32 protein-coding genes are annotated in these 22,596 nt (G+C 70.3%); 25 read left to right on the forward strand and 7 right to left on the reverse strand.

The window, feature by feature from the left end; all coding sequences use genetic code 11:
• Positions 1-94: 94 nt before the first annotated feature.
• From ABD295_RS14000 to ABD295_RS14020, 5 genes are read right to left on the reverse strand one after another with little or no spacing between them, the layout of a single operon-like run.
• Positions 95-1,387, reverse strand: coding sequence for a DUF58 domain-containing protein (locus tag ABD295_RS14000; RefSeq protein WP_344304376.1), 1,293 nt, complete (start codon positions 1,385-1,387; stop codon positions 95-97).
• A gap of 8 nt (positions 1,388-1,395) precedes the next feature.
• A complete protein-coding gene (locus tag ABD295_RS14005) occupies positions 1,396-2,391 on the reverse strand; it encodes an AAA family ATPase (RefSeq protein WP_344304378.1) in 996 nt (331 codons plus the stop codon).
• On the reverse strand, positions 2,388-3,563 hold the full coding sequence (locus tag ABD295_RS14010) for a DUF4350 domain-containing protein (RefSeq protein ID WP_344304379.1): 1,176 nt from the start codon (positions 3,561-3,563) through the stop codon (positions 2,388-2,390). The genes ABD295_RS14005 and ABD295_RS14010 overlap by 4 nt, the downstream gene beginning before the upstream one ends.
• On the reverse strand, positions 3,560-4,186 hold the full coding sequence (locus ABD295_RS14015; RefSeq protein ID WP_344304380.1) for a DUF4129 domain-containing protein: 627 nt from the start codon (positions 4,184-4,186) through the stop codon (positions 3,560-3,562). The genes ABD295_RS14010 and ABD295_RS14015 overlap by 4 nt, the downstream gene beginning before the upstream one ends.
• Complete coding sequence (locus tag ABD295_RS14020; protein WP_344304381.1) at positions 4,183-5,157, reverse strand: hypothetical protein; 975 nt, start codon at positions 5,155-5,157, stop codon at positions 4,183-4,185. Before ABD295_RS14020 ends, ABD295_RS14015 begins: the two co-directional genes overlap by 4 nt.
• Before the next feature lie 659 nt (positions 5,158-5,816).
• Here ABD295_RS14020 and rpsJ point away from each other — a divergent pair.
• The 25 genes from rpsJ to ABD295_RS14145 all read left to right on the forward strand — a co-directional run bounded on the left by rpsJ (position 5,817) and on the right by ABD295_RS14145 (position 19,667).
• Entirely contained in the window at positions 5,817-6,125 is a 309-nt protein-coding gene (gene rpsJ, locus ABD295_RS14025; RefSeq protein ID WP_008360994.1) for a 30S ribosomal protein S10, read from the forward strand.
• Between the two features lie 19 nt (positions 6,126-6,144).
• Positions 6,145-6,804 (forward strand): 50S ribosomal protein L3, encoded by a 660-nt coding sequence (gene rplC / locus ABD295_RS14030; RefSeq protein WP_344304382.1) that lies wholly within the window; start codon positions 6,145-6,147, stop codon positions 6,802-6,804.
• The gene (rplD, locus tag ABD295_RS14035; protein ID WP_344304383.1) at positions 6,801-7,547 is read left to right on the forward strand and encodes a 50S ribosomal protein L4; all 747 of its coding nucleotides are present in this window, start codon (positions 6,801-6,803) and stop codon (positions 7,545-7,547) included. The genes rplC and rplD overlap by 4 nt, the downstream gene beginning before the upstream one ends.
• Positions 7,544-7,849, forward strand: a complete 306-nt coding sequence (gene rplW, locus ABD295_RS14040) for a 50S ribosomal protein L23 (protein WP_344304384.1) — start codon at positions 7,544-7,546, stop codon at positions 7,847-7,849. Before rplD ends, rplW begins: the two co-directional genes overlap by 4 nt.
• Positions 7,850-7,877: 28 nt before the next feature.
• Complete coding sequence (rplB, locus tag ABD295_RS14045) at positions 7,878-8,714, forward strand: 50S ribosomal protein L2 (protein WP_344304385.1); 837 nt, start codon at positions 7,878-7,880, stop codon at positions 8,712-8,714.
• 6 nt (positions 8,715-8,720) lie between these two features.
• Entirely contained in the window at positions 8,721-9,002 is a 282-nt protein-coding gene (rpsS, locus tag ABD295_RS14050) for a 30S ribosomal protein S19 (protein ID WP_344304386.1), read from the forward strand.
• A complete protein-coding gene (rplV, locus tag ABD295_RS14055; protein ID WP_344304387.1) occupies positions 8,999-9,433 on the forward strand; it encodes a 50S ribosomal protein L22 in 435 nt (144 codons plus the stop codon). The genes rpsS and rplV overlap by 4 nt, the downstream gene beginning before the upstream one ends.
• Positions 9,433-10,272, forward strand: a complete 840-nt coding sequence (gene rpsC, locus ABD295_RS14060; RefSeq protein WP_344304388.1) for a 30S ribosomal protein S3 — start codon at positions 9,433-9,435, stop codon at positions 10,270-10,272. Before rplV ends, rpsC begins: the two co-directional genes overlap by 1 nt.
• A gap of 5 nt (positions 10,273-10,277) precedes the next feature.
• Positions 10,278-10,697, forward strand: a complete 420-nt coding sequence (rplP, locus tag ABD295_RS14065) for a 50S ribosomal protein L16 (protein ID WP_344304390.1) — start codon at positions 10,278-10,280, stop codon at positions 10,695-10,697.
• Positions 10,697-10,960 (forward strand): 50S ribosomal protein L29, encoded by a 264-nt coding sequence (gene rpmC / locus ABD295_RS14070; RefSeq protein ID WP_344304391.1) that lies wholly within the window; start codon positions 10,697-10,699, stop codon positions 10,958-10,960. Before rplP ends, rpmC begins: the two co-directional genes overlap by 1 nt.
• A complete protein-coding gene (rpsQ, locus tag ABD295_RS14075; RefSeq protein WP_344304392.1) occupies positions 10,957-11,229 on the forward strand; it encodes a 30S ribosomal protein S17 in 273 nt (90 codons plus the stop codon). Before rpmC ends, rpsQ begins: the two co-directional genes overlap by 4 nt.
• Before the next feature lie 81 nt (positions 11,230-11,310).
• The gene (gene rplN, locus ABD295_RS14080; RefSeq protein WP_135266712.1) at positions 11,311-11,679 is read left to right on the forward strand and encodes a 50S ribosomal protein L14; all 369 of its coding nucleotides are present in this window, start codon (positions 11,311-11,313) and stop codon (positions 11,677-11,679) included.
• Positions 11,679-12,080 (forward strand): 50S ribosomal protein L24, encoded by a 402-nt coding sequence (gene rplX / locus ABD295_RS14085; RefSeq protein ID WP_344304394.1) that lies wholly within the window; start codon positions 11,679-11,681, stop codon positions 12,078-12,080. The genes rplN and rplX overlap by 1 nt, the downstream gene beginning before the upstream one ends.
• Position 12,081: 1 nt before the next feature.
• Entirely contained in the window at positions 12,082-12,690 is a 609-nt protein-coding gene (rplE, locus tag ABD295_RS14090; RefSeq protein WP_344304395.1) for a 50S ribosomal protein L5, read from the forward strand.
• Between the two features lies 1 nt (position 12,691).
• A complete protein-coding gene (locus tag ABD295_RS14095) occupies positions 12,692-12,877 on the forward strand; it encodes a type Z 30S ribosomal protein S14 (RefSeq protein ID WP_028636399.1) in 186 nt (61 codons plus the stop codon).
• Between the two features lie 88 nt (positions 12,878-12,965).
• On the forward strand, positions 12,966-13,373 hold the full coding sequence (gene rpsH, locus ABD295_RS14100; protein ID WP_344304396.1) for a 30S ribosomal protein S8: 408 nt from the start codon (positions 12,966-12,968) through the stop codon (positions 13,371-13,373).
• Positions 13,374-13,402: 29 nt separating this feature from the next.
• A complete protein-coding gene (gene rplF / locus ABD295_RS14105; RefSeq protein ID WP_344304397.1) occupies positions 13,403-13,945 on the forward strand; it encodes a 50S ribosomal protein L6 in 543 nt (180 codons plus the stop codon).
• A 2-nt stretch (positions 13,946-13,947) separates the two neighbouring features.
• On the forward strand, positions 13,948-14,331 hold the full coding sequence (gene rplR, locus ABD295_RS14110; protein WP_344304437.1) for a 50S ribosomal protein L18: 384 nt from the start codon (positions 13,948-13,950) through the stop codon (positions 14,329-14,331).
• 40 nt (positions 14,332-14,371) lie between these two features.
• Positions 14,372-15,010: a 30S ribosomal protein S5 gene (gene rpsE / locus ABD295_RS14115; protein ID WP_344304398.1), complete on the forward strand. Its 639-nt coding sequence runs from the start codon at positions 14,372-14,374 to the stop codon at positions 15,008-15,010.
• Complete coding sequence (rpmD, locus tag ABD295_RS14120; RefSeq protein ID WP_344304399.1) at positions 15,010-15,192, forward strand: 50S ribosomal protein L30; 183 nt, start codon at positions 15,010-15,012, stop codon at positions 15,190-15,192. The genes rpsE and rpmD overlap by 1 nt, the downstream gene beginning before the upstream one ends.
• Position 15,193: 1 nt before the next feature.
• Positions 15,194-15,634, forward strand: a complete 441-nt coding sequence (gene rplO, locus ABD295_RS14125; RefSeq protein WP_344304400.1) for a 50S ribosomal protein L15 — start codon at positions 15,194-15,196, stop codon at positions 15,632-15,634.
• A 155-nt stretch (positions 15,635-15,789) separates the two neighbouring features.
• Positions 15,790-17,085 carry a preprotein translocase subunit SecY gene (gene secY, locus ABD295_RS14130; protein ID WP_344304401.1) on the forward strand — a complete coding sequence of 432 codons (1,296 nt, stop codon included), beginning with the start codon at positions 15,790-15,792 and terminating at the stop codon, positions 17,083-17,085.
• Positions 17,085-17,660, forward strand: coding sequence for an adenylate kinase (locus ABD295_RS14135; protein WP_344304402.1), 576 nt, complete (start codon positions 17,085-17,087; stop codon positions 17,658-17,660). The genes secY and ABD295_RS14135 overlap by 1 nt, the downstream gene beginning before the upstream one ends.
• Before the next feature lie 22 nt (positions 17,661-17,682).
• A complete protein-coding gene (map, locus tag ABD295_RS14140; RefSeq protein WP_344304403.1) occupies positions 17,683-18,513 on the forward strand; it encodes a type I methionyl aminopeptidase in 831 nt (276 codons plus the stop codon).
• Positions 18,514-18,581: 68 nt separating this feature from the next.
• On the forward strand, positions 18,582-19,667 hold the full coding sequence (locus ABD295_RS14145; RefSeq protein ID WP_344304404.1) for a TerC family protein: 1,086 nt from the start codon (positions 18,582-18,584) through the stop codon (positions 19,665-19,667).
• Positions 19,668-19,904: 237 nt separating this feature from the next.
• Here the strand turns inward: ABD295_RS14145 and ABD295_RS14150 are convergent, their stop codons facing one another.
• Both ABD295_RS14150 and ABD295_RS14155 read right to left on the reverse strand, forming a co-directional pair.
• Positions 19,905-21,344: a serine/threonine-protein kinase gene (locus tag ABD295_RS14150; RefSeq protein ID WP_344304405.1), complete on the reverse strand. Its 1,440-nt coding sequence runs from the start codon at positions 21,342-21,344 to the stop codon at positions 19,905-19,907.
• Between the two features lie 5 nt (positions 21,345-21,349).
• Positions 21,350-22,534 carry an FHA domain-containing protein gene (locus tag ABD295_RS14155; RefSeq protein WP_344304406.1) on the reverse strand — a complete coding sequence of 395 codons (1,185 nt, stop codon included), beginning with the start codon at positions 22,532-22,534 and terminating at the stop codon, positions 21,350-21,352.
• Between the last annotated feature and the right edge of the window lie 62 nt (positions 22,535-22,596).

Below are 22,596 nucleotides of genomic sequence, written 5' to 3' on the forward strand. Positions count from 1 at the left end.
CTCACCGACTACTGGTGACGTCGACGCACCAGGTACGACGAGATCCCGAGACGCTCGGCGAGCCGGCAGCGGCGACCGCAAGCCGACAGGTCCGTCAGAGCAAACCCTTCGACTTCAGCATCAGGTAGTGGTCGGCCAGCGCCGGCGGGAGCCGCTCGGCGTCGGTGTCGACCACGTCGACGCCGAGGGCCGAGAGGAGCTCCGAGGTACGCCGACGGCGGCGGAGTGCCTGCTCGGCGGCGGCGGCGTCGTAGACCTCGTCGACGGACCGGCGGTGCCTGGTCAGCTCGCCGAGGGCAGGGTCGCGGACCGACGCCAGGATCACCCTGTGGTGGCGGGTCAGGGTGGGGAGGACGGGGAGCAGGCCCTCCTCGATCGCCGACGGCTCGAGGGGCGTGAGCAGGACGACGAGGGCACGCTGGCGGCCCATCGCGGTGACCGCGGCGGCCAGGCCGGCCCAGTCGGCCTCGGCGAGCACGGGTTGGAGGGTCGCCATCGCGTCCTGCAGCTGCGCGGTCACCTCGCGGGAGCCGGCTGCTCGCAGGCGGGTGCGGACGCGCCGGTCACCGGCCACGAAGTCGACCCGGTCGCCGGCGCGGGCGGCGAGCGCTGCGAGCAGCAGGGCGGCGTCCATGGCGGAGTCGAGGCGTGGCACGTCCTCGACCCGGGCAGCCGACGTGCGGGAGGTGTCGAGCACCAGCACGACGCGACGGTCGCGCTCGGGCTGCCAGGTGCGGACCACGACGCTCCGGTTGCGCGCGCTGGCCCGCCAGTCGATGGAGCGGACGTCGTCGCCGCGGACGTACTCACGCAACGAGTCGAACTCCGTGCCCTGGCCGCGCACGCGCACCGCGGCCCGGCCGTCGAGCTCGCGGAGCCGGAGCAACCGCGAGGGCAGGTGCTTGCGGGACTCGAAGGGCGGCAACGACCGCAACGCCCCCGGGACCTCGCGGGTGCGCTGGCGGGCGGCCAGCCGCAGCGGCCCCCACAGCCGCACGGTGACGCCGACCGCACGCAGGTCGCCGCGGCGTACCGGCACCATCGGGGTCTCCAGGAGCACCCGGTCGCCGGCGGACAGGTGCACGCGGTGCCGGTTGCCGGTCGCTCCGGCCGTCGGCTGCCAGGCGTCGCGGATGAGGCCGTGCAGGGCCCGGCGCCCGGCGTTGCCGGCGACCAGGACGGTGGACGTCGGGTAGCCCGTGCGCACCGACGAGAGGGGCCGGCGATCGAGGGCCACGGAGTCGGGTCGCGGGGCCAGCGCCCAGTCGACGACCACGGCCACCACGACGACCAGCAGCCACAGCCAGGTCGTGCTCATCTGCGGGCGCAGCAGCACGGCCACCACTCCGAGGAGCAGCAGCAGCGGGACCCTGCCGGAGATCGCCATGTCGCGGCTCAGCGGGGGACCGGCACCGAGCCGAGCGCGGAGGCCAGCACCTCGGCGACGTCGACGCCCTCGAGCTCCGCCTCGGGCCGCAGCCCAAGCCGGTGCACCAGCGTCGCGTGCGCGAGCGCCTTGACGTCGTCGGGGGTGACGAAGTCGCGCCCGTTGAGCCAGGCCCACGCGCGGGCCGCCCGCAACAGCGCGGTGGCCCCTCGGGGGCTGACCCCGAGGCTGAGCGAGGGGGACTCGCGGGTGGCCCGGGCGATGTCGACGATGTAGCCGGTGACCTCCGGCGAGACCTGGACGCCGAGCACGGCCGCCTGACCGGCGGCGATGTCGGCCGCCCCGGCGACCGCCGTGACGCCGGCCGCCGCGACACGCCGCGGGTCGAACCCCTGCGCGTGCCGTCGGAGGATCTCCAGCTCGTGGTCGCGTTGTGGGATCGGCAGCACCACCTTGAGGAGGAAGCGGTCGAGCTGCGCCTCGGGGAGGGGATAGGTGCCTTCGTACTCGACGGGGTTCTGCGTGGCCGCCACCAGGAAGGGCCGCGGCAGCTCGTGGGAGACCCCGTCGACCGAGACGGTGCCCTCCTCCATGGCTTCCAGGAGCGCCGACTGGGTCTTGGGCGGGGTGCGGTTGATCTCGTCGGCGAGGAGCAGGTTGGTGAAGAGCGGTCCCTCGCGGAAGGTCAGCTCGCCGCGCTGGCTGTCGATCACCATCGAGCCGGTGATGTCGCCGGGCATCAGGTCGGGGGTGAACTGCACCCGTCGCGTGCGTACGTCGAGCGCGCTGCCCAGGGTCCGCACGAGGAGCGTCTTCGCGACGCCGGGCACGCCCTCCATCAGCACGTGCCCGCCGCACAGCAGCGCGACGAGCAGGCCGGAGACGGCGGCGTCCTGGCCGACGACCGCCTTGGCCACCTCGCTGCGGACGGCGCCGAGCCGCTCACGGACCTGCGCGTCGTAGGCCTGGTCTGGCATCTGGTCTGGCAACTCGTCCGGGCTCATGTACGGCGTACCTCTCTGTCGAGCTCGTCCAGCGCGGTCGCCAGCGAGATCAGGTCCTGGTCGGTGGTCGGGGCGGGCGCCTCGGGGTGCAGCAGGTAGCCGACCTCGGTGACGGGTCGGCCGAGGTGCCGCGCGACGTCGCGGATCAGCGCGTGGGGGTCCCCGCCGCGCCGGTCGGGGTCGGGCAGGCGCAGCCGCTCGGCGGCCTTCGCGCGGCCGGCTGCGCGCAGTGACGCCGCGGCATGCGCGCGGTCGTCCGCTCGGCGGTAGAGCCGGCCGAGGCTGCGGGTGGTCTCGATGGCGCGAACCACGACGGGCAGCGGTTCGGTGGCCAGCGGACCCAGGCGCCGAGCCCGCCAGACCACGAGCCCGGCGAGCGCCAGCGCCAGCACCCACAGGGCCGGGCGCAGCCAGTCGGGCAGCAGCGTCCCCAGGCTGACGGCGTCGTCGCCGGCGAGGTCGGCCGCGTCGGCGACGTACCAGACCAGCCGGTCGTCCTGGCCCAGCAGCCGCAGCGCCACAGCGGCGTTGTCGGCCTGGAGGATGCCGCCGTTGCGCAGCACGTCAGTGGCGCCGAGCACCACCAGCCCGTCCTCCGGCTGAGCGAGCAGAGCGCCCAGGTCGCCCGAGAAGCAGCCCGACCTGGCGGCGTACTCGTAGCCCTCCCCGGTGCGGATCTCCAGCCCTTCGAGGAGCGCGACCAGCCCGGCGCCCTGGCAGGCGGCCTGCTCGGTGGCATCGCTGGCGGGACCGACCACCTCGGCGCCGAGCTCCGAGGCGACGCTCTGGCCGGGCACGGCGACCACGACGTGACCGGCGCCGGCCGCGCGCAGCCGCTCCACGGTCGACTCGCCCAGGCTGTCGGCCGAGGTGACCAGCACGGTGGTGCCCGCGTCGACGCCGGCGCCGTCGAGGCCGTCCGCGGAGCGCACCACGTCGACCTCGACCCCCTGGTCGTCGAGCACCTGGGCCAGCGCCCGGCCGCCCAGGTGGCCGGGGTTGTCCGGGTCGAGAGGGCCGGTGCTGGCCGAGCCGCCGCCGAGGACCAGCACGACGAAGACCGCCAGGGCCAGGCCGACGACGATCAGCAGCGTCGAGCGGTGCCGCTGCCACAGGCGCAGGCGTCCACGCGGCGCCGCGGTGCCGGTGGTCGAGGTCGAGGGGGCGCTCACCGGACCCCCACCAGGTCGTCGTCGAGGGCGAGCACGGCGCGCGCCTGGTCGGGGGTCGCCGCCCGGTGGCCGTAGAGCACCAGGTCGAAACGGTCGGCGGCGTCGCGCAGCCGGCCGGCCTGCGGCCCGAACGCCTCGGCCAGGAGCACGGCCAGCTCGTGGGCGGTCGCGCCCGGGACGTCCTCGATCCTGGCTCGCTCCACCTGCCGCACCGCGAGGGCCCGGAAGGCGTCGACCAGGGCCTCCTCGGACCGGCCCGCGTCGAGGGCCGCCTCCGCGCGGCGGCGCAGCTCGTTCGCGGAGAGCCGCTCGCCCCCGAGCGCGGGACCGGCCGACCCGGGCCCCGCGTGCGAGCGGCGTACGCGCGCGGCGAGCCAGACCAGCGCCAGCACCAGCGCGACGGCCACGACCATGGTGGCGAAGGCGGTGTACGGCGGTGAGCCGGACGCGGCGCCCACACCGTCGAGGATCTTGTCGCGCAGCCAGTCGACGAAGCGGCTGATCAGGGCCTGGTCGTTGTACTCGGGCTTGAGCAGCTCGCGGCGCAGCAGCGAGCGGCCGTCGCCGCCGGACGGGTCCAGTGGCGGGTCCGTCACCGGAAGCACCGAGGCCGACCAGCTCATCGAGCGGTGATCCCCGCCTGCGTCATCAGCTCGACGTCGTAGGCCTCCTTGCGGATGCGCTGGTCGAGGTACTGCAGCGAGGTCACGGCCGACGTGAAGGGACCGACGAAGGCGGCGGTCACCACCGAGGACAGGGCCTGCGAGACGATCAGGATGAGCGCGCCGTACTCGCTCGTGGCGCCGGCGACCGCGGCCACCTGGCCGACCACCGCGATCGGCGTCGCCAGCACCTGACCGGCGATCGAGGTGACCAGCAGCGTGAGCATGCCGATGCCGAAGGTCCGCCAGAACGCCTTGCGGGTGAGGCGGTAGCCGCGGCCGATCGCACCGAAGACGCCGACGGGCTCGAGCATCAGCGCGGGGACCGGCAGGTAGTAGACGCGGACCCAGAAGAGCCAGAGCGCGACCAGGAAGAGGGGCAGGGTGACCAGCCCGAAGATCACCGCGGTCCCGAGGTCACCGAGCTGGATGACCGGGATCCAGAGGGCGGCGTACGCGGCGAACCCCAGCAGGCTCAGGAGCCCGAGCAGGGTGGTCAGTCCGATCAGCCGCCAGCGCTTGCCCCGGGTGCGCGCCCAGGCCTCACCCATCGACAACCGCTGGCCGATCGCGGCGGCGGCCGTCACGTGGGCGACCATCCCGGTGACCAGGACCAGGCCGAGGCTCTGCAGCACCAGCCCCAGGACCAGCGACCCGACCGACACGACCAGCCCCACGACCTCGCTGGTGGAGAAGGAGGTCGCCTCCAGGTCCAGGGTGAGCCCGAAGGCGAAGGTGACGACCGCGGTGATCACGATCGGCACCGCCATCGCCACGCTGGCCACCAGCACCGCCGAGCCGACCGTCGCCTTCGGGTTGAAGCGGATGATCTTGAGGGCCCCGTCGTACATGTCGCCGAGGCCGAGCGGGCGCAGCGGGATCGCGCCGGGCTTGTGGGCGGCCCCGTGGAAGCCCGGAACGCCCGGGGCCATGCCCTGTGTCGGGCCCGGCGCCATCCCCGGTTGGAACTGGCCCGGTTGGAACTGGCCCGGTTGGAGCTGGCCCGGTTGGAACTGGCCCGGCAAGGGGGGCGCCCCGCCTCCTGGCGCGAACGCAGGACCGGGCGGTGGCCCCGGCGGGGGAGCGCCAGGTGGCGGGAAGTGCTCGTGCCCGGACAACGTGCGGCCTCCGGCTCGGGTGGGTGGGGCAGGCTGGGACGGCTATCTTGTCAGGCCCGATCGGAGTCCCCGTGCAACGGCCACCAGACCGATTTGGCGTGTGCCCTGCTCTCTGACAAACTGTTCCGGTTGCTCCGGCGGGTGCCACCTGCTCGATCGGGGTGCGCCGCACATTGACTGCTGAATCGTGGTTCCGACCAAGTGAGGCTGTCGCGCGTGCGTCCGCACCACCTCGGCCCCGGCCAGGAGGAACCCGTTCAGCCCGACGAACCGTCGGGTGCCATCCACAACCACAACGCAGACCCTCTCGCAGGGGGTGCGCGTCGCGCCGTCCAACAGCCGCGACACGCCCGACCGCGGGGGTCGGCGGGCCGGGGCGGGTGGAACCGGGCGGGAGGCCTCACCCGAGGTCGACCGAGACATGAACTGCACGCGGTGCCCGCGAGGGCCAGCTGAGAAGGACGAGAGAGCACATGGCGGGACAGAAGATCCGCATCAGGCTCAAGGCCTACGACCACGAGGTGATCGACACTTCGGCGCGCAAGATCGTCGACACGGTCACGCGCACGGGTGCGAAGGTGGCCGGGCCGGTGCCGCTGCCGACCGAGAAGAACGTCTACTGCGTGATCCGCTCGCCCCACAAGTACAAGGACTCTCGCGAGCACTTCGAGATGCGCACGCACAAGCGCCTCATCGACATCATCGACCCGACCCCGAAGACGGTCGACTCGCTCATGCGACTCGACCTCCCTGCGGGCGTCGACATCGAGATCAAGCTCTGAGGCACGGGAGATATCTGCCATGACCGTCGAGAGAAACGTCAAGGGACTGCTGGGCACCAAGCTCGGCATGACCCAGGTCTGGGACGACAACAACCGTGTCGTGCCCGTCACCGTCATCGCCGCCTCGACCAATGTCGTCACCATGGTCCGCAAGCCCGAGAGCGATGGCTACAACGCCATCCAGGTCGGGTTCGGTGAGATCGAGGGACGCAAGGTCAACAAGCCGGACGCCGGACAGTTCGCCAAGGCGGGCGTCACGCCCCGCCGGCACGTGGTCGAGATCCGCACCGCCGACGCGTCGTCGTACGACGTGGGCCAGGAGCTGGCCGCCGACCTCTTCGCCGTGGGCGAGGAGATCGACGTCACCGGCACCAGCAAGGGCAAGGGCTTCGCCGGCGTCATGAAGCGACACGGCTTCCACGGCGTGGGCGCCTCGCACGGCGCGCACCGCAACCACCGCAAGCCGGGCTCCATCGGCGCCTGCGCGACCCCGGGTCGCGTCTTCAAGGGCACCCGGATGGCCGGCCGCATGGGTGGCGACACCGTGACCACCCAGAACGTCACCGTCCACGCGGTCGACGTCGAGAAGGGCCTGATCCTGCTCAAGGGCGCCGTTCCCGGCCCCAAGGGCGGTCTGATCGTGCTCCGCTCGGCCGCCAAGAAGGAGGCTGCGCTGTGACTGCCAAGACCCTGAAGGTCGACCTGCCCGCCGAGTTCTTCGGCGCGCCGGTCAACATTCCGCTGATCCACCAGGTCGTCGTCGCCCAGCGCGCCGCGGCCCGCCAGGGCACGCACGCCACCAAGACCCGCGGCGAGGTTCGCGGCGGTGGCCGCAAGCCGCACAAGCAGAAGGGCACCGGCCGCGCCCGTCAGGGCTCGACCCGTGCGCCGCAGTTCACCGGTGGTGGCGTCGTCCACGGCCCGCAGCCGCGCGACTACTCCCAGCGCACGCCCAAGAAGATGATCGCCGCCGCCCTGCGCAGCGCGCTCTCGGACCGGGCGGCCAACGGTCGCGTGCACGTCATCGAGGCCCTGGTCTCGGGTGACACGCCCTCGACCAAGTCGGCGCTCGCCGCGCTGGCCGGGCTGAGCGACCGCGTCAAGTACCTCGTGGTGCTCGAGCGCACCGACGCCATCAGCTGGCTGTCGCTGCGCAACGCCCCCGAGGTGCACATCGTGGCCGTCGACCAGCTCAACACCTATGACGTGATCGCCGCCGACGACGTGGTCTTCACCAAGGGCGCCTTCGAGGTCTACACCGGCCAGCCGGTCGAGGAGACCAAGCCCGCCAAGAAGGCCGCCGCCAAGAAGGCCGCCGCCAAGAAGACCGCGGCCAAGAAGACCGCCAAGAAGGCCGACGCTGACGAGTCCTCGACCGACAGCGCCGCCGCCGAGACGACCGACGAGGAGGCCTCCGCGTGAGCACCATCCACAAGGACCACCGCGACGTCCTGATCGCGCCCGTGGTCTCGGAGAAGAGCTACAGCCTTCTCGACGCCAACAAGTACACCTTCCTGGTCCGCCCGGACGCGAACAAGACCGAGATCAAGATCGCGGTCGAGAAGGTGTTCAACGTCAAGGTCACCTCGGTCAACACCCTCAACCGTCAGGGCAAGACGCGCCGCACCCGCAGTGGGCTCGGCAAGCGCAAGGACACCAAGCGCGCCATCGTCAGCCTTGCCGAGGGTCACCGCATCGACATCTTCGGAGGTCCGGTCTCCTGACCGGGTCTAGTGAGGGACTGAGAATCTGATGGCAATCCGCAAGTACAAGCCGACCACTCCGGGCCGCCGTGGCTCGTCGGTGGCCGACTTCGTCGAGATCACCCGGACCACGCCGGAGAAGTCGTTGACGCGCCCGCTGCCCAAGAAGGGCGGCCGCAACAACCAGGGCCGGATCACCACCCGGCACCAGGGTGGCGGTCACAAGCGCGCCTACCGCATCATCGACTTCCGTCGCTACGACAAGGACGGCGTGCCGGCCAAGGTCGCCCACATCGAGTACGACCCCAACCGCACCGCTCGGATCGCGCTGCTCCACTACGTGGACGGCGAGAAGCGCTACATCGTGGCGCCCAACGGTCTGACGCAGGGCACGCCGGTCGAGTCCGGCCCCAACGCCGACATCAAGCCCGGCAACAACCTGCCGCTGCGCAACATCCCGGTCGGCACGACGATCCACTGCATCGAGTTGCGGCCCGGCGGTGGCGCCAAGATCGCCCGTTCCGCGGGGATGAGCGCCCAGCTGGTCGCCAAGGAGGGCTCGCGCGCCACCCTGCGCATGCCCTCGGGCGAGATGCGGTTCGTCGACGTCCGCTGCCGCGCCACGGTCGGCGAGGTCGGCAACGCCGAGCAGTCCAACATCAACTGGGGCAAGGCCGGCCGGATGCGCTGGAAGGGCCGCCGGCCCACCGTCCGCGGTGTCGTGATGAACCCCGTCGACCACCCGCACGGTGGCGGTGAGGGCAAGACCTCCGGTGGTCGCCACCCGGTCTCCCCCTGGGGCAAGCCCGAGGGCCGCACGCGCAAGCGCAAGGCCTCCGACTCCCAGATCATCCGTCGTCGCAAGTCCGGCAAGGGTAGGAAGTAACCGACAATGCCTCGCAGTCTCAAGAAGGGCCCCTTCGTCGACGACCACCTCATGAAGAAGGTGGACGCGGAGAACGACAAGGGCAGCCACAACGTGATCAAGACCTGGTCGCGCCGCTCGATGATCGTGCCGGCCATGATCGGCCACACCATCGCGGTGCACGACGGTCGCAAGCACGTCCCCGTCTTCGTGAGCGACTCGATGGTCGGTCACAAGCTCGGGGAGTTCGCACCGACCCGCACCTACCGCGGGCACGTGAAGGAAGACCGGAAGGGACGTCGTCGATGAGTGTCACCGAGCGCAATCGCACCAGCGCCCGTCGTGAGTCGCTGCTCGGCGACCAGCCGGGAGCCTTCGCCAGCGCCCGCTTCGTGCGGATCACGCCCCTCAAGGCGCGCCGGGTCGTCGACCTGGTCCGCGGCATGCCCGTGGACGAGGCGCTGTCGCTGCTCGCCTTCGCGCCGCAGTCGGCCTCCGAGACCGTCTACAAGGTCCTCGAGAGCGCCATCGCCAACGCCGAGACCACCGAGAACCTCACCCGGGCCGACCTGGTCGTCTCCGTCGCGATGGTCGACGAGGGTCCGACCATGAAGCGCTGGCGTCCGCGTGCACAGGGCCGCGCCACCCGCATCAACAAGCGCACCAGCCACATCACGCTGGCTGTGCAGCCGGCCGATGTCGTGGCCGCCCGCAAGAACACGAAGGGACGGGCCGTCTGATGGGCCAGAAGATCCACCCCAACGGCTTCCGCCTGGGCATCTCCACCGACCACAAGAGCCGGTGGTACGCCGACAAGCTCTACAAGGCGTACGTCGGCGAGGACGTCGCGATCCGCAAGCTGCTCTCCAAGGGCATGGAGCGGGCCGGCATCGCCAAGGTGGAGATCGAGCGCACCCGTGACCGGGTCCGCGTCGACATCCACACCGCGCGCCCCGGCATCGTCATCGGTCGCCGTGGCGCCGAGGCCGACCGCATCCGCGGCGAGCTCGAGAAGCTCACCGGCAAGCAGGTCCAGCTGAACATCCTCGAGGTCAAGAGCCCCGAGGTGGACGCCCAGCTGGTCGCCCAGGGTGTGGCCGAGCAGCTCAGCGGCCGCGTGCAGTTCCGTCGCGCGATGCGCAAGGCGATGCAGACCACCATGCGCTCGGGCGCCAAGGGCATCCGCATCCAGTGCTCGGGCCGCCTCAACGGCGCCGAGATGTCGCGCACGGAGTTCTACCGCGAGGGCCGTGTGCCCCTGCACACCCTGCGTGCGGACATCGACTACGGCTTCTACGAGGCCAAGACGACCTTCGGCCGGATCGGCGTGAAGGTCTGGATCTACAAGGGCGAGGTCGCCGCGACGCGCGCCGAGCGCCAGGCGCAGGCTGCGGCCCGCGCCGGGGCTCCCGGCCGCGGTCGTCCGACCCGCGGCGGCGAGCGCGAGCGTCCCAGCCGCGGCAGCCGCGCCCCTCGTGAGGACGGGGCCGGCAGCGCTCCGTCGACGACCGAGGCTCCTGCCGTCGCCCCCGCCGCTGCTTCTGCCGAGGCAGCCCCGAGCGCCGGACAGGAGGCCTGAGCGCCATGTTGATGCCCCGTCGGATCAAGCACCGCAAGCAGCACCACCCCAAGCGGACCGGTGCGGCCAAGGGTGGCACCCGCCTCGCCTTCGGCGAGTTCGGGATCCAGGCGATCGAGGGTCACTACGTCACGAACCGGCAGATCGAGTCGGCCCGTATCGCGATGACCCGCCACATCAAGCGTGGCGGCAAGGTGTGGATCAACATCTACCCCGACCGCCCGCTCACCAAGAAGCCCGCCGAGACCCGCATGGGTTCCGGCAAGGGCTCGCCCGAGTGGTGGATCGCCAACGTCAAGCCCGGTCGCGTCATGTTCGAGCTGTCCGGTGTCACCGAGGACGTCGCCCGCGAGGCGATGCGCCGCGCGATGCACAAGCTCCCCATGAAGTGCCGGTTCATCACCCGTGAGGCAGGTGAGTTCTGATGGCTGACTACCTTACCGCCCACGAGCTCGACGAGCTCAACGCCGTCGACCTCGAGGCGCGCCTGCGCGACGCCAAGGAGGAACTGTTCAACCTCCGCTTCCAGGCGGCCACCGGCCAGCTGGAGAGCCACGGTCGGTTGCGCACCGTCAAGAAGGACATCGCCCGGATCTACACCGTGGTGCGTGAGCGCGAGCTCGGCATCCGGTCCGCACCCGGTGCAGACGACGCCAAGAAGGCCAAGAAGGAGAGTGCTGGCGCATGAGCGAGCAGCAGCAGGAGACGCGCAACGCGCGCAAGACGTTCGAGGGCATCGTCGTCAGCGACAAGATGGACAAGACCGTCGTCGTCGTCGTCGAGGACCGCGTCAAGCACGCCCTCTACGGCAAGGTCATGCGCAAGTCCTCGCGTCTCAAGGCCCACGACGAGCAGAACGAGTGCGGCATCGGCGACCGCGTGCGGGTCATGGAGACCCGTCCGCTGTCGGCGACCAAGCGCTGGCGCGTCGTGTCCATCCTCGAGCGCGCCAAGTAATCCCGGCGAACTCCCAGATCCGACACTGAGTTCCCCCAGGCTCCGCACCCGGAGAACCAGGGCGACAAGGAGAAAACAGACATGATTCAGCAGGAGTCGCGACTCAAGGTCGCCGACAACACCGGTGCCAAGGAGATCTTGTGCATCCGCGTGCTCGGTGGCTCGGGTCGTCGCTACGCCGGCATCGGTGACGTCATCGTCGCCACCGTCAAGGACGCGATCCCGGGCGGGAACGTCAAGAAGGGCGACGTCGTCAAGGCAGTCATCGTGCGCACCGTCAAGGAGCGCCGCCGCGCCGACGGCTCGTACATCCGCTTCGACGAGAACGCCGCGGTGATCCTCAAGAGCGACGGCGAGCCGCGCGGCACCCGCATCTTCGGCCCCGTCGGCCGCGAGCTGCGCGAGAAGCGCTTCATGAAGATCATCTCGCTGGCCCCGGAGGTGCTGTGATGACGAACAGTTCGAGCAAGTCCGCCAAGACCGGCAAGCAGGCCAAGTCCCTGAACATCAAGAAGGGCGACCAGGTCGTCGTCATCTCGGGCCGGGACAAGGGCGTCGAGGGCAAGGTCATCTCGGTGCTCCGCGAGGAGCAGCGGGTGATCGTCGAGGGCGTCAACCGCGTCAAGCGGCACACCAAGGTCGTCAACCAGGGCGGTCGCGCCGGCACCACCGGCGGCATCATCACCACCGAGGCCCCGATCCACGTCAGCAACGTGATGCTGGTCGAGGGCAAGGGCGTGACCCGCGTCGGCTTCAAGCGCGAAGAGGTGCAGAAGCGCCGCCCCGACGGGTCGACCTACACCGCGCACCGCAGCGTGCGCGTCTCCCGCAAGACCGGGAAGGAGATCTGACATGACGGACACCACTGTCGAGGAGACTCAGGCGACTGACGGCCCGGCCACGGCCGAGGAGAAGGTCACCCCGCGCCTGAAGACCCGCTACCGCGAGGAGATCGTCCCCGCGCTGCGCGAAGAGTTCGACATCAAGAACATCATGCAGGTGCCCGGTCTGGTGAAGATCGTGGTCAACATGGGTGTCGGCGAGGCTGCTCGCGACTCCAAGCTGATCGAGGGTGCCATCAAGGACCTCACCGCGATCACCGGCCAGAAGCCGTCGGTCACCAACGCTCGCAAGTCCATCGCCCAGTTCAAGCTGCGTGAGGGCATGCCGATCGGCGCGCACGTGACGCTGCGCGGCGACCGGATGTGGGAGTTCCTCGACCGCCTGCTGAGCCTCGCGCTCCCGCGCATCCGTGACTTCCGTGGCCTCTCGCCCAAGCAGTTCGACGGGCAGGGCAACTACACCTTCGGTCTGACCGAGCAGGTGATGTTCCACGAGATCAACCAGGACCGTCTGGACCGTTCCCGGGGCATGGACATCACGATCGTGACGACCGCGACCAACAACGACGAAGGACGCGCGCTGCTCAAGCAGCTCGGCTTCCCGTTCAAGGAGAACTGAGATGGCGAAGACAGCGCTCAGGGTCAAGGCGGCCCGCAAGCCCAAGTTCGCGGTCCGGGGCTACACCCGGTGCCAGCGGTGCGGCCGGCCCAAGGCCGTCTACCGCAAGTTCGGCCTGTGCCGGATCTGCCTGCGCGAGATGGCGCACCGCGGCGAACTGCCCGGCGTGACCAAGTCCTCCTGGTGAGCCTCGACAGGCTCGACCACCCGATGCTTCGCACCAACCGCTGAAGGTCCCCTCGCGGGGAAACCACAGAAGAGAGAGAACCAGCACCATGACGATGACTGACCCGATCGCAGACATGCTCACGCGTCTGCGCAACGCCAACCAGGCGTTCCACGACGAGGTCTCCATGCCCTACTCCAAGCTGAAGGAGGGCGTGGCCGAGATCCTCAAGCAGGAGGGCTACATCACCTCCTTCGAGGTCGCCGAGCCGACCGAGGGCCAGGTGGGCAAGACCCTGACGATCACGCTGAAGTACGGCCGGCACCGCGAGCGCTCGATCGCCGGCGTACGCCGCATCAGCAAGCCCGGTCTGCGGGTCTACGCCAAGAGCACCGGCCTGCCGCGTGTCCTCGGTGGCCTGGGCGTCGCGATCATCTCGACCAGCCAGGGCCTGCTGACCGACCGTCAGGCAAACAAGAAGGGCGTGGGTGGGGAAGTCCTCGCCTACGTCTGGTGACGACGAGACCAGCGAAGGAGTAAACAACAATGTCGCGTATTGGCAAGCTCCCCGTCCCGGTCCCGTCCGGAGTGGACGTGGCGATCGACGGCGCGCTGGTGACCGTCAAGGGCCCCAAGGGCACCCTGTCGCACACCGTGGCCGCCCCGATCACCGTGGCGAAGGGGGACGACGGCGTCCTCGACGTCAAGCGCCCCGACGACGAGCGCGTGAGCAAGGCCCTGCACGGGCTGAGCCGCACCCTGATCAACAACATGGTCGTGGGCGTCACCGAGGGCTACGAGAAGAAGCTCGAGATCGTGGGCGTCGGCTACCGCGTGCTGCCCAAGGGCCCGACCCAGCTGGAGTTCCAGCTCGGGTACTCCCACTCGATCACCTTCGACGCCCCCGAGGGCATCACCTTCACCACGGAGGGCCCCACCCGGCTCGCGGTGGTGGGCATCGACAAGCAGCTGGTCGGCGAGACCGCGGCCAAGATCCGCAAGCTGCGCAAGCCCGAGCCCTACAAGGGCAAGGGCGTCCGTTACGCCGGCGAGCACATCCGCCGCAAGGTCGGAAAGGCTGGTAAGTGACGATGGGCATCTCGCTCAAGCACCACAAGCACACCGCAGGACGTGTCCGTTCGCGGCTGCGCCGCCAGGTCCGGGGTCGCAAGAAGATCTCCGGCACCCCGGCGCGACCGCGCCTGGTCGTCACCCGCTCGGCCAAGCACATCTCGGTCCAGGTCGTCGACGACCTGGCCGGGCACACGCTGGCCTGGGCCTCGACGATGGAGGCCGACGTCCGGGCCGTCTCCGGCGACAAGACCGCCAAGGCCACCAAGGTCGGCGAGCTCGTGGCCGAGCGCGCCAAGGCCGCTGGTGTGGAGACGGTCGTCTTCGACCGCGCCGGCAACAAGTACCACGGTCGCATCGCGGCCCTCGCGGACGCTGCCCGCGAGGGTGGGCTGACCTTCTGACAGTGGCGATCGAGACCGAAAGACTAAGGGAGAGATTCTGATGAGCGGACCCCAGCGCGGACAGCGCGGAGGCGAGCGCGCCGGAGGCGATCGTCGCGGACGCGACGGAGGCCGCGGCGGAGCTGAGAAGAGCGCCTACCTCGAGCGCGTCGTCGCGATCAACCGCGTCGCCAAGGTCGTCAAGGGTGGTCGTCGCTTCAGCTTCACCGCCCTGGTGATCGTCGGCGACGGCGACGGCCTGGTCGGCGTCGGCTACGGCAAGGCCAAGGAGGTGCCCGCGGCGATCGCCAAGGGTGTCGAGGAGGCCAAGAAGGCCTTCTTCCGGGTGCCCCGGGTCCAGGGGACCATCCCGCACCCCGTCCAGGGCGAGAAGGCTGCCGGCGTGGTCATGCTGCGCCCGGCGGCTCCCGGTACCGGTGTCATCGCCGGCGGTCCGGTGCGTGCCGTGCTCGAGTGCGCCGGCATCCACGACGTGCTGAGCAAGTCGCTCGGCTCGTCGAACCAGATCAACATCGTGCACGCGACCGTTGCGGCGCTGCGGATGCTGGAGGAGCCGGAGGCGGTCGCTGCGCGTCGCGGGCTGCCGGTCGAGGACGTCGCGCCGCGCAAGCTGCTCGAGGCCAAGGCCGCGGGCCGGGCCGAGGCGGTTGCCGCCGCCGCTGCGGGTGGTGCGTCCTGATGGCGCAGCTCAAGGTCCAGCAGAAGAAGTCCACCATCGGCTGCAAGGCCAACCAGCGCGAGACCCTGCGCTCGCTCGGTCTCAAGCGCATCGGTGACGTGGTCGTCAAGGAGGACCGCCCCGAGATCCGGGGCATGGTCCACACGGTCCGTCACCTCGTGACTGTCGAGGAAGTTGATTGAGATGACGTTGAAGCTGCACCACCTGCGTCCGGCTCCGGGTGCCAAGACCGCGAAGACCCGTGTGGGTCGCGGTGAGGGCTCGAAGGGCAAGACGGCGGGTCGCGGTACCAAGGGCACCAAGGCTCGCAACCAGGTCCCGGCCGCCTTCGAGGGTGGCCAGATGCCGATCCACATGCGGCTGCCCAAGCTCAAGGGGTTCAAGAACCCCTTCAAGGTGGAGTTCCAGGTCGTCAACCTCGACCGGCTCGGTGAGCTGTTCCCCGAGGGCGGCGAGGTCACCGTCGACTCGCTCGTGGCGAAGGGCGCGGTCCGCAAGAACCAGCCCGTCAAGGTCCTCGGCCAGGGTGAGATCTCCGTCGCCGTCCAGGTGAGCGCCCACGCGTTCTCCGGCTCGGCGAAGGAGAAGATCGAGGCCGCCGGCGGCTCCGTCGCCGTCCGCTGACACAGGGGCCTGAGCGTGCGTGCCCCACGTACGCCACCCGCACATCTCGATGTGGGGGGGCTTTCGTCTAGTCTCGGAGGTCGGGCCGGACCGCAGGTGGAACTCCCGCCGACGGGTCCGGCCCGATCCACACCCGCGCAAGAAAGAGGACCCTCGTGCTGAGCGCGTTCGTCAACGCATTCCGGACGCCGGACCTGCGACGCAAGTTGCTGTTCGTGCTCTTCATCATCGTGATCTTCCGGCTGGGCTCGCAGGTGCCCGCGCCCGGGGTCAACGTGTCGAACGTGCAGTCCTGCCTCGACCAGCTCGACGACGGCGGCCTCTACAGCCTGATCAACCTGTTCTCGGGCGGTGCGCTGCTCCAGCTCACGATCTTCGCGCTGGGGATCATGCCTTACATCACCGCGAGCATCATCTTGCAGCTGCTGGTGGTGGTGATCCCGCGGCTGGAGTCCCTCAAGAAGGAGGGGCAGGCCGGTCAGGCCAAGATCACCCAGTACACCCGCTACCTCACCCTCGGCCTCGCGGTCCTGCAGGCCACCGGCATCGTCGCCCTGGCCCGCTCCGGCCAGCTGCTCCAAGGCTGCACCCAGGACCTCCTGCACAGCGACGGCACCGGGACCTTCCTGGTCATGGTCATCACCATGACCGCGGGCACCGCCGTGATCATGTGGCTCGGCGAGCTGATCACCGACCGCGGCGTCGGCAACGGCATGTCGATCCTGATCTTCACCCAGGTGGTCGCGACGTTCCCGGCCTCGCTGTGGGACGTGCAGAAGTCGCAGGGCCCGTGGGTCTTCGGCATCGTGCTGGTGATCGGCCTGATCATCATCGCGGCGGTCATCTTCATCGAGCAGGCCCAGCGCCGCATCCCGGTGCAGTACGCCCGCCGGATGGTGGGCCGCAAGATGTTCGGCGGTTCCTCCACCTACATCCCGCTCAAGGTCAACCAGGCCGGCATCATCCCGGTCATCTTCGCGTCCTCGCTGCTCTACCTGCCGGCGATGGCGGTCCAGTTCAACACCACCAGCGACTCCACCATCGTCCGCTGGCTCAACGACTACATGGTGGGTGGCGACCACCCGCTCTACATGGCGATCTACTTCGCCCTCATCATCTTCTTCACGTACTTCTACGTCTCGATCACCTTCAACCCGCAAGAGGTCGCGGACAACATGAAGAAGTACGGCGGCTTCATCCCCGGGATCCGGGCGGGCAAGCCGACCGAGGACTACCTGTCCTACGTCCTGTCCCGCATCACGCTGCCCGGCGCCCTGTACCTCGGTCTGATCTCGCTGATCCCGCTCATCGCCTTCGCGGTGATCAACGCCAACCAGAACTTCCCCTTCGGCGGAACCTCCATCCTGATCATGGTGGGTGTCGCGCTCGACACGGTGAAGCAGATCGAGTCCCAGCTCCAGCAGCGCAACTACGAAGGTTTCTTGCGCTAATGAGACTCATCTTCATGGGCCCCCCCGGGGCCGGCAAGGGCACCCAAGCCAAGTTCGTGGCCGAGAAGTACTCCATCCCGGCCATCTCCACCGGAGACATCTTCCGCATCAACGTCTCCCAGGGCACCGAGCTCGGACGGGAGGCCCAGCGCTACATGGACGCCGGGGAGTACGTCCCCGACGAGGTCACCAACCGCATGGTGCGCAACCGCATCGACGAGCCCGACGCCGAGCGGGGCTTCCTGCTCGACGGCTACCCGCGCACCCTCGCCCAGGTCGAGGAGCTCGACGGGATGATCCGCTTCACCGGGCACCGGCTCGACGCGGTCGTCTCGCTGACCGTGGACGGTGACGAGATCGTGCAGCGGCTCCTGCAGCGGGCGGAGTCCGAGGGCCGCGCCGACGACACCGAGGACGTGATCCGCCGGCGCCAGGAGCTCTACGCCGAGCAGACCGCACCCCTCATCGAGGTCTACCGCGACCGCGGCCTGCTGCTCGAGGTCGACGGCATGGGTGAGGTCGACGAGGTCACGGGTCGCATCCTCAACGCGCTCGCCGGCATCGCCGAGAGCTGACCCCGAGGGACTGGGCAGACCGATGGGCCTGCGCGACCGCGGGATCGAGATCAAGAAGCCGGAGCAGATCGCGGCGATGCGACGGGCCGGCCTGGTGGTCGGCGGTGCCCTGGAGGTGCTGCGCGCCGCCGTACGCCCCGGCGTCTCCACCGCCGAGCTCGACGGCATCGCCGAGGACCACATCCGGTCCGCCGGAGCGACTCCGTCCTTCCTGGGCTACCACGGGTTCCCCGGTTCGATCTGCGCCTCGGTGAACGACGAGGTCGTGCACGGGATCCCCGGGGAGCGAGTCCTCGCCGAGGGCGACGTCGTGTCCCTCGACTGCGGCGCCATCGTCGACGGGTGGCACGGCGACGCGGCCGTCACGGTGGCCGTCGGCGCGGTGCCGGCCGAGGTCACCGAGCTGATGCGGGTCACCGAGGAAGCACTCTGGCACGGCATCGCCGCCGCGCGCCTCGGCGGTCGCGTCACCGACATCTCGCACGCGGTCGAGAAGCACGTCCGCAGCCACGCCGGACACGGGAGGTCCTTCGGCATCCTCGAGGACTACGTCGGCCACGGCATCGGCTCGGCCATGCACCAGCCGCCCAACGTGCCCAACTACGGCGCAGCCGGTCGCGGGCCCAAGCTCGTGCAGGGCCTGGCCCTCGCCGTGGAGCCGATGGTCACGCTGGGCAGCCCCGACGTCGAGGTCCTCGACGACGACTGGACCGTGGTCACCGCCGACGGCTCCTGGGCCGCGCACTTCGAGCACACGTTCACCCTCACGCCGGACGGGGCGTGGGTGCTGACCGCCCTCGACGGCGGTGAGACGCAGCTGGCTGCGCTGGGTGTGCCTTTCGGTGGCCGATAGGTTGGAGCTGGTCGAGCCTGCCCGTGCGATGGGCCGGGCCCCCGCTCCCCGACACGAAGGACTCCTCGGTGCACGTTGAAGCCTGGCTCTGGTGGACGACGGTGGCCATCACGGTCGGCGTCCTGCTCTTCGACGTCTTCATCATCGGTCGCCGTCCGCACGAGCCCACGACGGCCGAGTCGGCACGCCACCTGGCCGGCTACATCGGGCTCGCGGTGGTGTTCGGGCTGTGGGTGTGGTGGCAGTACGGCGGGCAGTACGGCGGTGAGTTCTTCGCGGGCTGGCTGACGGAGTACTCGCTCTCGATCGACAACCTGTTCATCTTCATCATCATCATGACCAAGCTGGCGGTGCCCCGGGAGTACCAGCAGACCGCGCTGCTCGTCGGCATCGTGATCGCGCTGGTGATGCGGGGCATGTTCATCGCGGTGGGTGCGGCAGCGATCAACAACTTCAGCTGGGTGTTCTACCTCTTCGGCGCGTTCCTGATCTTCACCGCGGTGCAGCTGGCCCGGGAGGGCATGGACGATGACGAGGACGGCGGCTACGACGAGCCGCGGGTCGTGTCGTACGTGAAGCGGCACTTCCCGGTCGCCGACGAGTGGAACGGCGTGAAGCTGTTCGTCCACGAGAACGGCAAGCGGCTGTTGACCCCGATGTTCATCGTGGTGCTGTCGCTGGGCATGACCGACTTGCTGTTCGCGCTGGACTCGATCCCGGCGATCTACGGGCTGACCAAGGAGCCCTACCTGGTCTTCACCGCGAACGTGTTCGCGCTGATGGGTCTGCGGCAGCTCTACTTCCTGATCGGTGACCTGTTGCAGCGGTTGGTCTACCTGTCCTACGGGCTGGCCTTCCTGTTGCTGTTCATCGGCGTGAAGCTGGTGCTGCACGCGATGCACGAGAACGAGCTGCCCTTCATCAACGGTGGCGAGCACATCAAGTGGGCCCCGGAGATCCCGATCTGGTTGTCGCTGGTCGTCATCGTCGGCACCCTCGCGGTGACCGCGGTGGCCAGCTTCGCCAAGGACCGCCGCGACCGGGCCAAGGGCATCGTGCGCGAGACGCCCGCCGAGGCGCGCTCGCGCAAGGCCGACGAGTCGGGCTCTGGGTCGGAGGCGTCCTCTTCGGAGACCCGGACCGACAACGCCTGACTCTCTTCGGGTCGGTGTTGCGGGCTGGACTGGTCCGGGCGATAGCGGGCCTCGCAAGCTCGGACCGCCCTCCGCCCGCGCGCGGACCTGCGGTTAGTGACCAAACCTCACCTGGGAGTCAGGTTTGGTCAGGAACTGCAAGGAAACCGACCCCAGATCTGCGGTTCCTGACCAATCGTTCTCTTCGGCCCGTGGGTCGGGCGCGTCGACCGAACCGCCACCGCCCAGCGCCGCACGTCAGCCGGCCTGCTCGTCGACGCAGGCCTGCGCCCACTCCGAGGCGAAGGAGCCGCGGATCAGCCGCACCTGGAGACAGACCGACTCCTGGGCCTCGGGCCCGGTGATCAGCAGGCGGGTGTCGTCGGTGCGCTCGCTCTCACCGGTGTCAGGGCGCTGCCACTGCCAGGAGTCACCGGGCTGTCCCGCATCGGGACCCGCCCACGTGAACACCACCCCCTGCCGGGTGCGGCGCCCGTCGAGGACGGGCGGCCCGTCGGGAGCCTCCGGCGCGACGTCGTCGGGGGTGGGGGTGACGGTCAGCTCGGTGAAGGGCTCGCGGTCGGACGGGTCGCGGCCGGTCACCAGCAGCCCGATCACGACGGCGGCCGCCACCGCCACCGCGATGCCCGCCCAGACGAGCAGCGAGCGGCGTACGGGTGGCAACGGTTCGTGAGCGTCGGGTGCACCGGCGGGGGCCACCGCCCGCGGTCCCGACGCGGAGACGACGCTCACCGGCTTGACCTGGGTGAGGTCGAGGTCCGGCCCGTCCGGCCCGTCGTCCCGCCGGCGGGCGACCGCGACCGGCGCCCGGTCGCCCTCGACCGCGATCTGGGTGCGCGGGAAGCCGGCGGCCGCCTCGAGGCGCTGCAGCGTGCGCGCCAGGTCGAGGGCGGTCTCGGGGCGGTGGCCGGGCTGCTTGGCCATCGCCTGCTGGAGCAGCCGGTCGAGCGCCGGCGGGACGTCGGGGCGCTGTGTGGGCGGCGGGGCGGCGTGCAGGATCCGCGCGCTCAACGCCCGAGCGGAGTTGTCGCCGCCGGTGATCGAGAACGGCGAGCGGCCCACCAGGAGGTGCCAGATCGTGGCGCCGAGGGAGTAGACGTCGGAGGCGATCGAGCCGTTGGAGCGGCCGTCGAGCATCTCCGGGGCCGACCACGGGTAGGAGATGCGCACCTCGTCCTCGGCGGCGACCTCCTGGAGCCTCCCGGCGATGCCGAAGTCGGTCAGGGCGGGCTCGTGATAGCTGGTGACCAGCACGTTGCTCGGCTTGATGTCGCGGTGCACCATGCCCGCCCGGTGCGCGGTCTCGATCGCGCTCGCCAGCTTGATGCCGGTGCTGATCGCGTCGGCGACGGAGAGCGGGCTGTGCCGGACGCGTGCGCCGAGGTCGGGTGGCGGGCAGTAGCGCATCACCAGGAAGGGGCGGCCGTCGTCGGTCACGCCCGCGGTCAGCACCGGCACGATGTTGGGGTGGTCGCCGAGCCGGGCCATCGCGTTGGCCTCGGAGGTGAAGAGCGACCGCTCGCGCTCGTTGAGGGCCCCCTTGTCGTTGACGGCGCGGACGACCTTGATGGCGACCTTCTGCTGGGGCCACTGCTGCTCGTAGCAGAAGACGTCGGCGAAGCCCCCGCTGCCGAGGTGCTCGACGAACGTGTAGCCCGAGATGGTGGGTGCGCTCACCCGTTTCAGCCGCTCGCCTGCGAGACGTGGAAGGTGACGGGGTAGACGTCGGCCAGGTCGAGCTTGTGACCGTCCTCGAGCACGTAGGCCTCCTGCGCGCGCAGCTGCTCGGGGTCGCGGCCGGGCACGTGCAGCCGGGTGCCGCCCGCCGCCCCCAGGTCGCGCGCGAGCACGAGCCAGCCGTCGAGCTCGATCTGGAGGTGCAGCCGCGAGAGGTACGTCGACTCCGCCGGCAGGTGCACCAGGTGAGGGTAGGGCTCGCCGCCCGCCACGGCCCGCGGTTTGCGGCCCAGCACGACGCCGCGGTCCAGCGGGACGACTTCTCCCGTCGGCAGCGCGAGGACGCCGAGCCGCGGGCGCGGCACCCGCCGCGGGTCCTGCGTCGGCACCGGCTGGTGGCAGACGCGGCAGTCGGGGGCGTACGCCGCGGTGAGGTGGCCGTCGGGGCAGTTGACGGCGAGCACCGTCTCGCTCGTCGGGGGCCGCAGGTGCCGGGCGACGCTGCGCACGGTGCGGCCGTCCTCGTCGGTCTCGTCCCCGTCCGTGTCGGTCTCACCCGGCGGGGCCTGGCCCGAGAGCCGGACGACAGCGGGGCGGAAGCTGGTCTGCCCGTCGTGGTCGCCGTCGTGGTCGGGGTCGCCGGGCGACTCGGTGGTGATGACGGGGTCCTCGGTCGCCGCCGAGCGGGGCGTGGAGTCCAGGGCGCGGGCCAGCCGGCCGGCGTCGGACTCCCGGTCGGGCGCGCCGGCGGCCAGGATGTGGGCGGGGATTGCGTCGATCAGGTGGCGGGTGGTGTCGACTATCCGCTCGCTGCGCTCGCTGCGCTCGCTGCTCGACCACCGGTCCGGCTCGTTGCTCGACGATCGGAGTGGACGGACGCGCACGGTCTCGCCTCCGAGCGAGAGCGCGGCCCCGTCGCCTTCCTCGTCGACCCGCCCGGACCCCCGGGTCACGAAGGTGGCAGAACCCGGGTCTGGCGTCAGGTCGACGGCGGCGAGCGAAGGCAGCCCGTCGGGGTGCTGCTGGACGAGCAGGTCGATGAGCGCGTCAAGGACGGGACCCGGTCGCCCGAGGAGTCCCGAGACCGCGTCGCCCTGCTCTGGAGTCGGCGTCCCCTCGATCAGCAGCCACCGGGCGCCGCTGCCGAGGAGGGTGCTGCTGGAGGCGGCGTACCGGACCTCGACCTCCACCCGTCACCCCTCCCCGAGAACAGTTCGTCAGCGGAACCCTGCCGGTCCATGGTTTCACTGAC

Source organism: Nocardioides bigeumensis, from assembly GCF_039531755.1.
Classification (GTDB): Bacteria; Actinomycetota; Actinomycetes; order Propionibacteriales; family Nocardioidaceae; genus Nocardioides; species Nocardioides bigeumensis.

Excerpts from the sequence above, each read along its gene's own strand:
- ABD295_RS14000 (WP_344304376.1), bottom strand. The coding sequence starts at position 1,387 with ATGGCGATCTCCGGCAGGGTCCCGCTGCTGCTGCTCCTCGGAGTGGTG.
- ABD295_RS14005 (WP_344304378.1), bottom strand. The coding sequence starts at position 2,391 with ATGAGCCCGGACGAGTTGCCAGACCAGATGCCAGACCAGGCCTACGAC.
- ABD295_RS14015 (WP_344304380.1), bottom strand. The coding sequence starts at position 4,186 with ATGAGCTGGTCGGCCTCGGTGCTTCCGGTGACGGACCCGCCACTGGAC.
- ABD295_RS14020 (WP_344304381.1), bottom strand. The coding sequence starts at position 5,157 with ATGGCCCCGGGCGTTCCGGGCTTCCACGGGGCCGCCCACAAGCCCGGC.
- rpsJ (WP_008360994.1), top strand. The coding sequence starts at position 5,817 with ATGGCGGGACAGAAGATCCGCATCAGGCTCAAGGCCTACGACCACGAG.
- rplC (WP_344304382.1), top strand. The coding sequence starts at position 6,145 with ATGACCGTCGAGAGAAACGTCAAGGGACTGCTGGGCACCAAGCTCGGC.
- rplB (WP_344304385.1), top strand. The coding sequence starts at position 7,878 with ATGGCAATCCGCAAGTACAAGCCGACCACTCCGGGCCGCCGTGGCTCG.
- rpsS (WP_344304386.1), top strand. The coding sequence starts at position 8,721 with ATGCCTCGCAGTCTCAAGAAGGGCCCCTTCGTCGACGACCACCTCATG.
- rplV (WP_344304387.1), top strand. The coding sequence starts at position 8,999 with ATGAGTGTCACCGAGCGCAATCGCACCAGCGCCCGTCGTGAGTCGCTG.
- rpsC (WP_344304388.1), top strand. The coding sequence starts at position 9,433 with ATGGGCCAGAAGATCCACCCCAACGGCTTCCGCCTGGGCATCTCCACC.
- rplP (WP_344304390.1), top strand. The coding sequence starts at position 10,278 with ATGTTGATGCCCCGTCGGATCAAGCACCGCAAGCAGCACCACCCCAAG.
- rpmC (WP_344304391.1), top strand. The coding sequence starts at position 10,697 with ATGGCTGACTACCTTACCGCCCACGAGCTCGACGAGCTCAACGCCGTC.
- rpsQ (WP_344304392.1), top strand. The coding sequence starts at position 10,957 with ATGAGCGAGCAGCAGCAGGAGACGCGCAACGCGCGCAAGACGTTCGAG.
- rplN (WP_135266712.1), top strand. The coding sequence starts at position 11,311 with ATGATTCAGCAGGAGTCGCGACTCAAGGTCGCCGACAACACCGGTGCC.
- rplX (WP_344304394.1), top strand. The coding sequence starts at position 11,679 with ATGACGAACAGTTCGAGCAAGTCCGCCAAGACCGGCAAGCAGGCCAAG.
- rplE (WP_344304395.1), top strand. The coding sequence starts at position 12,082 with ATGACGGACACCACTGTCGAGGAGACTCAGGCGACTGACGGCCCGGCC.
- ABD295_RS14095 (WP_028636399.1), top strand. The coding sequence starts at position 12,692 with ATGGCGAAGACAGCGCTCAGGGTCAAGGCGGCCCGCAAGCCCAAGTTC.
- rpsH (WP_344304396.1), top strand. The coding sequence starts at position 12,966 with ATGACGATGACTGACCCGATCGCAGACATGCTCACGCGTCTGCGCAAC.
- rplF (WP_344304397.1), top strand. The coding sequence starts at position 13,403 with ATGTCGCGTATTGGCAAGCTCCCCGTCCCGGTCCCGTCCGGAGTGGAC.
- rplR (WP_344304437.1), top strand. The coding sequence starts at position 13,948 with ATGGGCATCTCGCTCAAGCACCACAAGCACACCGCAGGACGTGTCCGT.
- rpsE (WP_344304398.1), top strand. The coding sequence starts at position 14,372 with ATGAGCGGACCCCAGCGCGGACAGCGCGGAGGCGAGCGCGCCGGAGGC.
- rpmD (WP_344304399.1), top strand. The coding sequence starts at position 15,010 with ATGGCGCAGCTCAAGGTCCAGCAGAAGAAGTCCACCATCGGCTGCAAG.
- rplO (WP_344304400.1), top strand. The coding sequence starts at position 15,194 with ATGACGTTGAAGCTGCACCACCTGCGTCCGGCTCCGGGTGCCAAGACC.
- ABD295_RS14135 (WP_344304402.1), top strand. The coding sequence starts at position 17,085 with ATGAGACTCATCTTCATGGGCCCCCCCGGGGCCGGCAAGGGCACCCAA.
- map (WP_344304403.1), top strand. The coding sequence starts at position 17,683 with ATGGGCCTGCGCGACCGCGGGATCGAGATCAAGAAGCCGGAGCAGATC.